At 33.6% G+C, this 7,111-nt stretch carries 8 protein-coding genes; 5 read left to right on the top strand and 3 right to left on the bottom strand.

Translation table 11 applies throughout. The features are described from left to right. Positions 1-266 (top strand): hypothetical protein (locus ACESM9_RS13315; protein WP_372999595.1); only part of this gene is annotated, 266 nt, incomplete at its 5' end. Between the two features lie 8 nt (positions 267-274). On the opposite strand, the gene ACESM9_RS13310 is transcribed toward ACESM9_RS13315, so the two are convergent. Further along, the gene (locus tag ACESM9_RS13310) at positions 275-832 is read right to left on the bottom strand and encodes a nucleoside-triphosphatase (protein WP_372999592.1); all 558 of its coding nucleotides are present in this window, start codon (positions 830-832) and stop codon (positions 275-277) included. 232 nt (positions 833-1,064) lie between these two features. Further along, positions 1,065-2,009 carry an LCP family protein gene (locus ACESM9_RS13305; RefSeq protein WP_372999589.1) on the bottom strand — a complete coding sequence of 315 codons (945 nt, stop codon included), beginning with the start codon at positions 2,007-2,009 and terminating at the stop codon, positions 1,065-1,067. 172 nt (positions 2,010-2,181) lie between these two features. Between ACESM9_RS13305 and ACESM9_RS13300 the strand changes: the two genes are divergently transcribed. The 3 genes from ACESM9_RS13300 (at position 2,182) to ACESM9_RS13290 (ending at position 5,470) form a co-directional block, all read left to right on the top strand. Further along, complete coding sequence (locus tag ACESM9_RS13300; RefSeq protein WP_372999586.1) at positions 2,182-3,105, top strand: hypothetical protein; 924 nt, start codon at positions 2,182-2,184, stop codon at positions 3,103-3,105. A 200-nt stretch (positions 3,106-3,305) separates the two neighbouring features. Then, positions 3,306-4,643 (top strand): CCA tRNA nucleotidyltransferase, encoded by a 1,338-nt coding sequence (locus ACESM9_RS13295; protein WP_372999583.1) that lies wholly within the window; start codon positions 3,306-3,308, stop codon positions 4,641-4,643. 356 nt (positions 4,644-4,999) lie between these two features. Continuing rightward, the gene (locus ACESM9_RS13290) at positions 5,000-5,470 is read left to right on the top strand and encodes a pyridoxamine 5'-phosphate oxidase family protein (RefSeq protein WP_372999580.1); all 471 of its coding nucleotides are present in this window, start codon (positions 5,000-5,002) and stop codon (positions 5,468-5,470) included. Between the two features lie 31 nt (positions 5,471-5,501). On the opposite strand, the gene ACESM9_RS13285 is transcribed toward ACESM9_RS13290, so the two are convergent. Next, complete coding sequence (locus ACESM9_RS13285) at positions 5,502-6,692, bottom strand: anaerobic nitric oxide reductase flavorubredoxin (RefSeq protein WP_372999577.1); 1,191 nt, start codon at positions 6,690-6,692, stop codon at positions 5,502-5,504. Positions 6,693-6,887: 195 nt separating this feature from the next. Between ACESM9_RS13285 and ACESM9_RS13280 the strand changes: the two genes are divergently transcribed. Then, positions 6,888-7,111, top strand: a 224-nt coding sequence (locus ACESM9_RS13280; protein WP_372999574.1) for a DUF542 domain-containing protein, incomplete at its 3' end; no start/stop codon positions are given.

The following is a 7,111-nucleotide window of genomic DNA, read 5'->3' as shown; positions in this document are numbered from 1 at the left end:
ATATATGTCTAATCAAAGGAATATATAACGAACTAAAGAAGATATGTGCCAAGTACGATATCGTAAAACTGGAAAGGGTTTTTATGGAAGTGAACATAAACATTCATATAGATGAGGAGAATTTTAAAGAATTTGTAAAGGATCAAAAAGATCCAGTTATAGGGGAGTGGACAAAAATAGAGATAACTAAGACAGATATCGAAGAAAATACAGCAATTATACATGTTTTGGAAGGAGAGAGAAATGAAGATTTTCTTGATGAATAAAGAATCCTCTAGAGGGAGACATGCTCCCCGAAATTTGTTAGATGGATCATTTTCCTTAATAGCTCCTCAAGAAGCTTGCATTGTTCAGATCTATTATCTTTATCAATCTCTAGCACAAGAACATCTTTTCTGTTTCTTATGCTGTTGAGAAATATATTATCCATAGGCTTGATCACTCCAAGAACTGGTATGGGAGAATCAAGGCATTGAATGATTTTATTTTGAAAGATGGGGGAATTGGATTCAAAAAAGCCTAATTCATCCATTATAATAAGGTTAGGCTTTTCATCAAGACAATCTTCCAATATTTTTGAACCAATGGTATCAAAAATATTTGGAAATATGACCCAGTTACCGTCAGCCAAATGCTTAGCTATGTATTGATCCGGAAGTTGCTTTTCATTATGTGTCCATGGAACTATTACAAATCCAGATCGGAGTTCACCAATCATTGTTGGCAAAGTTTTAAAACCTGAGAATCTTCCCTTTAGTCTTTTTATGACATGGTTAAGCAAAGTGCTTTTTCCCACTTTTATGTTACCTGTTATAAATATATTCTTATACATATTATCCATCCTAAAAAAATCAAGATATTTGGTTATACAAGATAAAGTATAACGAGGATAATCCATTATGTAAATATGGATGCTGGGCATATTTATATGTTTTATTGAATGCGCAATGAACGAATATGTTATGTAATTGAATAAATATCTGAAAAGCTCAAAACATAAATAGCATTCATAGTGTCCCATGTAATATTATTTCCCATTATGAATGCTATTTATATTATATATGTTATTTTAGCACTTCTTTTATTTTTTTTATGCTGTTTTTATAAAGTACGTAGTAAGAGACCTTATCAATCATTTTGTTATATCCTTCCAATGTATAATATTCAAAATTATTTCTCAGCCTATAACCGCTTATAAAATATGATGCCATGTGAGAGGCGTTCAAATCGGTTTTGATTTCATCCTTTATTGCCAAATATGCTCTTGGTATGAGAGGTACATTCTCTAATTTCAAAAAGCTTTCCTGCAAATCCTTTATAAATTCCTGCTGTCTGTATATCCTGCCTATATCTCCTCGACCATCACTCCTATATCTTAAGTACTCCAGAGTTTGAATTCCATTTAGTTTAATATCTCCTTTTTTTAATGTAAAGCATTTTTTCAGCTCCGGATCTCTGATTTTTATGGTCTTTGGTATCGTTACTGTAAATCCTCCTAAAGCATCTACTCCTTTTTGTATAGCCTTAAAATTGAAGACAAGGTAGTTGTCAATCTTTGTGTCTAGCAATTTCTCTACAGAGGCTATGCACAAGTCTATACCTCCGTAGGCATAGGATGCATTAATCTTCTGATTTCCCCTTTTCCCTAATTTAACAAGAGTATCTCTTGGGACAGAGATAAAATTAACCTTATCATTTCTCATATTGATAAGTATAATAGTATCTGCCCTGGCTGGTTCATTTTTTCTGGCATCAATTCCAACGATCAGTAAGTTTTTATTTATTATACCTGATTCTTTGCTCAGTTCATAATCTGTATTTTTACCAGCTGATTCCTGTATGGAGGACTCATTTTGAACAACTATTTCGTTATGTTCATCAACTTCTTGTTTATTAGATTCAATAGCATTATTAACGGTTCTATTAACATTAACTCTGTTACAAGCAATAAGTAGTATTGGGATAGCTATTATAAAAGTCAATGTTATTTTCTTTAATTGATTATTCATATGAAGGTATGCCACCTTTCACAATATTTAATATAGTCTAGATTATTATTTGCAAATATGATTTTTCTTTTCAAAAAAGCAGCTGTTAAATAATTCATCAATTCTCAAAAAGAAAAAAGCCATTTTTGCTCGTCTAATAAATAAATGTGTTAATGCATGAGGAGGTTATATTGTGATAAACAAAAAAATATTAGTTGCAGCAGTATTGGTTTTAACTATATCTTTCAGTTCGGGTTGTGCTTTGGTAAATAAGCCGGACATTACTGAGAAGCCAAGTATTGGAACAGAAACAGATGAAACTAAACAACAGAATGTTATGAAAGAATATGAAAATATGATAAACAAGGAAATAAATATATCAGAATATATTTCATTTGTTGATGAGAATATTGAATTATTGTCTCAGGAAAATGCAACAAAGCTTATTATAAAATTGGAAGAATTGCAAAAAGATTACTTAAATCAGTTAGAGGATAAATATTATACTACTGAAAATCAAACCATATTATTTGAAGCCTTTGAGCCAGAATTTGATTTAAAAAAACTTAAGTCTGAGAATATGGAAAATGCAGAAGTAAAGGCTCTTCTTAAAGAGACTGAAGAACTAGGCTACAAGGTAGAGACAGCAGAAGGCTCATTTTTCCCAATAATAGATTATGGGTTCTATGAAAAGTATTCAGTTTATGTTACTGAAGATATGAAAGACTATATAAACATCATGGCTGTGGAGTCAGATAAAACTCCTGCAAAGGATGCAGCTTTGGTAATAAGCTGGGATGAGCTTTTTGAAAGGGCTTTCAATCAGGAGAAATTTTTAAATGAACACAATGAGTCAGTAAAGCTCGAAGAAATAAAAGCACTGTATAAAAAATATGTGACTTTTGCAATATATGGTTTAGATAACACTCCATTATTTGATTATGAGGATAATATGATGAATGATGAGGCAAAAGCAGCCTATGAAAAAGTCATTGCAAAGGATAGCGAACTTTCTCAGGTCTTGAAGAAGTACTATGAATTGATAAAGAATAATGGTTTTAAACTTACAGAGGAAGTTAAAAACCATTGGGATAAAATAGCTGAAAATATGAAATAGTTGTTTAAGTTAAAAGAGTAACAATATTTGATTAACCAGGTTATTATGGTAAAATATTTATAAGGGAAAGTGATTTCTAACATGGGCAGTTGGCTTCGTGCCTGCTGCCTTTTGTATACATAATTATGCGACATATTTCCCGGGAAAATGAGCCTTTTCTATATAGCTATATGTCATTATGGATACAAGGAGCTGAACACATGAAATTTGATATTCCTCATTATGTAAGAGGTATATTGAGCAGATTAATAGATAATGGATATGAAGCTTATATTGTTGGTGGATGTATAAGGGATATACTACTGAAAAAGCAGCCCAAGGATTGGGATGTAGCAACCTCAGCTTTGCCTGGTGAAGTAATGAGAATATTCAACGACAAAACAGTTGTAAATACTGGAGAAAAATATGGTACAGTGACAGTAGTAGGCGATGATGGTAAAGTTGAAGTTACCACATTTCGATGCGAAGGCGGTTACAGTGATGGCCGTCATCCTGATTGGGTGAGCTTTGGAGATAATATAGAAGATGACTTGAGCAGGAGAGACTTTACCATTAACTCTATGGCATGGAATCCTATAAAAGGTATCATTGATCCCTATGGTGGAGTTGAAGATATTGGTAGAGAGATAATAAGGGCTGTGGGAAATCCGTTGCATAGATTTTCAGAGGATGGGCTGAGGATGATGAGAGCCGTGAGATTTGCCTCGAATCTAAGTTTTACAATTGATGATGAAACATTGGAAGCCATAAAGAACCTAGCTGCTACCATTGAAAATATAAGTATGGAAAGGGTAAGGGAAGAATTTTTCAGAATGCTCGGAGGGAAGCATCCTTCATACGGTATGGCCCTATTGTTAGATACAGGTCTTTTAGATTTTGTTTTTCCGGAGATGTTGATGACTATCGGATTTTGGCAGAATAATCCTTATCATGATATGGATGTATATCAGCATACAATGTGCGTTTTGGAGCATACTCCTAATGTTTTGCATATTCGTCTGGCTGCTCTTTTTCATGATATCGGTAAACCCTATTGCTATACCGAGGATATTGAAGGTGTAGGACATTTTTATGGTCATGATAAAAAGGGTGTTGAGATTGCCCTTCAAACCCTAAAGAGGTTTAAAAGCTCCAATAAGATAATCAGAAAGGTTTCGTTGTTGGTGGAGCATCATATGAGACATTACAAACCCAGTGAAAGAGATAGAATAAAGAGATTGATAGGTGATATAGGAAAGGATAATATATTTGACTTATTAAGCCTTCAAAAAGCAGATGCCATGTGTAAAAACAAACCGGAACTTATTGATAATGTTCTGGAGATGGAGAATACAGTGAAGGAAATTATCAACAATAATGAGCCTATTAATATAAAAGACTTGGCTATTAACGGAGAGGATTTGATAAAATCGGGATTCAATCCAGGTATAGAAATAGGAAAGATATTGAATGAATTATTGGATATGGTTATAGAGAGTCCGGAGTTAAATAATAAGGAAGCTCTTTTAGAAATAGCTTTAAATAAACAATTTAATTGAATTATCTTTAACTAAATGCGATAATTTCGAAGATGCTAATAGAACTGCTTTCATGAATAATATTACTTGGCCTGACAAAAATAATATAAAATTTCACCAGTTCCTACGTCCGTGATGACGAAAGAAAGTTTAGATGAAGTAGGTTTCAGAAAAGGGGACAATGTTAATGCTCTTATGAAGGCAATAAATGTAGTATTTGTGAAGCAGTAGGAGTAAGAAGAGCTGTTGCAGGGCCTAGGTCATGCAACAGCTTGCTTATTTATGTTCACTGTAATAATGCAAGGTTTATATAGATATGGTAAATCAAATGGAAGAATTTGATGTTATATAATATAATAAATGTAAGGGGTGATATTATGTTTAGAAAGATGAGAAGAATGGATAAGGCCATGGATGAGGCAGCAGCTTTGGAATTGCTGAAAAAATGTGAGTATGGTATAGTCTCAACCATAGGAAGCGATGGTTATCCCTATGGAGTGCCTGTAAATTATGCATATAAGGATGGTTTTCTTTATTTTCATTGTGCAACCACTGGTCATAAATTAGATAACATAATGGAAAATAGTAAAGTTTCCTTTTGTGCAGTAGGTGAAAGTGAAATAATATCCAAAAATTTCAGCACAAAATATGAAAGTGTCGTTTTATTCGGAATTGCAAGCCTAGTGGAAGATGACAATGAGAAAAAAGAAGCATTGCTAGAAATAATTAAAAAGTACTCACCGAATTACATAGAAAGTGGGAAAAAGTACATAGAAAGTGATTTCGATAAGGCAAAGGTAGTCAAGATAGAAATTGAGCATATAACAGGTAAGAAAGCAAAAGAGTAAGCGGAGAATCCGTTTACTCTTTTGCTTTAAGTTATTTAATCTTTTCTACGAAAATTCTTCCAAACTCTTTACATCTGCTTAATGCTTCTTCATTAGGATACCATAGTTCTTTCAGCGGTTCGCTGACTACTTCAAATCCAGCTTTGAAAAGCTCTTCGCTGATCATCTTTGGAGATTCACCGCTCCAACCATAAGCGCCAAATCCAGCTCCCTTTTTATTCTTGAAAGATAAGCCCCTTATCATTTCCAGTATTCCTGCAGTTGCAAAGGACATGCCTTTATTGATGGTTGGGCAGCCTACCATTATGGCTTTTGATTTGAATACTTCTAACAATATGTCATTCTTATCTGTATCCGCTGCATTGAACAGCTTTATAGTCACATCCTTATCTGCTTCTCTTATGCCTTCACCTATGTATTCGGCCATTCTTCTGGTACCATTCCACATGGTGTCATATATTATGCTTATCTGATTTTCCTGATATCCATTAGCCCACTCCATGTATTTATTGACTATCTGTGTCGGATCTTTTCTCCATATGACACCATGGCTGGGGCAAATCATATCTAAAGGAAGATTGAAACTCAATACCTCTTCAATCTTTTTGGTTACAAAATTGCTGAAGGGTGTTAATATATTGGCGTAATATTTCATACACTCATTAAACAATTCTGCCTGGTCAACTACATCATTGAACAATGGATCTGCAGCCAAGTGTTGGCCAAATCCGTCGTTACTGAAGAGTATATTTTCTCCTGACATGTAGGTAAACATTGTATCTGGCCAATGAAGCATCCTTGCTTCAACAAATGTTAATTTGCTTTCACCAATGTCCAGCACATCACCGGTTTTAACTGTTACGAAGTTCCAATCCTGATGATAATGACCCTTTAGAGACTTTACAGCATTAGCTGTGCAGTAAATAGGTGTATTGGGTATATATCTCATTAGCTCAGTTAAAGCACCGCTGTGGTCTATTTCCCCGTGATTTATTACAATATAATCTATGTCCTCCAAGTCGATTTCTTTTTTCAACTCATCTACAAACTCTTTCGCAAAGGGCTGCCACACAGTATCAATAAGCACATTTTTTTTGTCTCTGATCAGATAAGCATTATATGACGAACCTCTATGGGTAGAGTACTCATCACCATGGAAAGTACGAAGTCCCCAGTCTATTTTTCCTACCCAGGTGACTTTATCTGTTACCTTAAATCCCATATTCTCACTCCTTACCACTTCTAAAATTAATAACAATTTTTGGTTACATTAAATAATATCACATACAATAATTATTATCAATAACAAAGAATATTATTAAAGAATTAGTAAATTTTGTGATAATTGTTACAGCGAAAACAATAATTTATGGTTAAAATATTTATAAGCAAATGATATTGAGGAGGTTTCTATAATATGGCAAAGTTCAATATTAACGATAAGGTGGGAGATATAGTATCAATTTATCCTGCAGCGGCAGATATATTTATGGCATATAATATAGATTTTTGCTGTGGAGGCAATAGGCCATTAGAAGTTGCAGCCCAGGAAAAAGCAGTCTATGCAGCAAAAGTTCTGGATGAAATCAATAAAAAATATGAAGCTTTTTTACAAGAAAAGCAGGACTATGAAGATTATAC

The organism is Lutispora sp., from assembly GCF_041687175.1.
In the GTDB taxonomy this organism is placed as follows: Bacteria; Bacillota; Clostridia; order Lutisporales; family Lutisporaceae; genus Lutispora.
This window is presented reverse-complemented; position numbering and strand designations above follow the sequence as displayed.

What these genes read in the sequence shown, in the direction of transcription:
- ACESM9_RS13295 (WP_372999583.1), top strand. Translation starts at nt 3,306, where the DNA reads ATGAAATTTGATATTCCTCATTATGTAAGAGGTATATTGAGCAGATTA.
- ACESM9_RS13285 (WP_372999577.1), bottom strand. Translation starts at nt 6,692, where the DNA reads ATGGGATTTAAGGTAACAGATAAAGTCACCTGGGTAGGAAAAATAGAC.
- ACESM9_RS13310 (WP_372999592.1), bottom strand. Translation starts at nt 832, where the DNA reads ATGTATAAGAATATATTTATAACAGGTAACATAAAAGTGGGAAAAAGC.
- ACESM9_RS13290 (WP_372999580.1), top strand. Translation starts at nt 5,000, where the DNA reads ATGTTTAGAAAGATGAGAAGAATGGATAAGGCCATGGATGAGGCAGCA.
- ACESM9_RS13305 (WP_372999589.1), bottom strand. Translation starts at nt 2,009, where the DNA reads ATGAATAATCAATTAAAGAAAATAACATTGACTTTTATAATAGCTATC.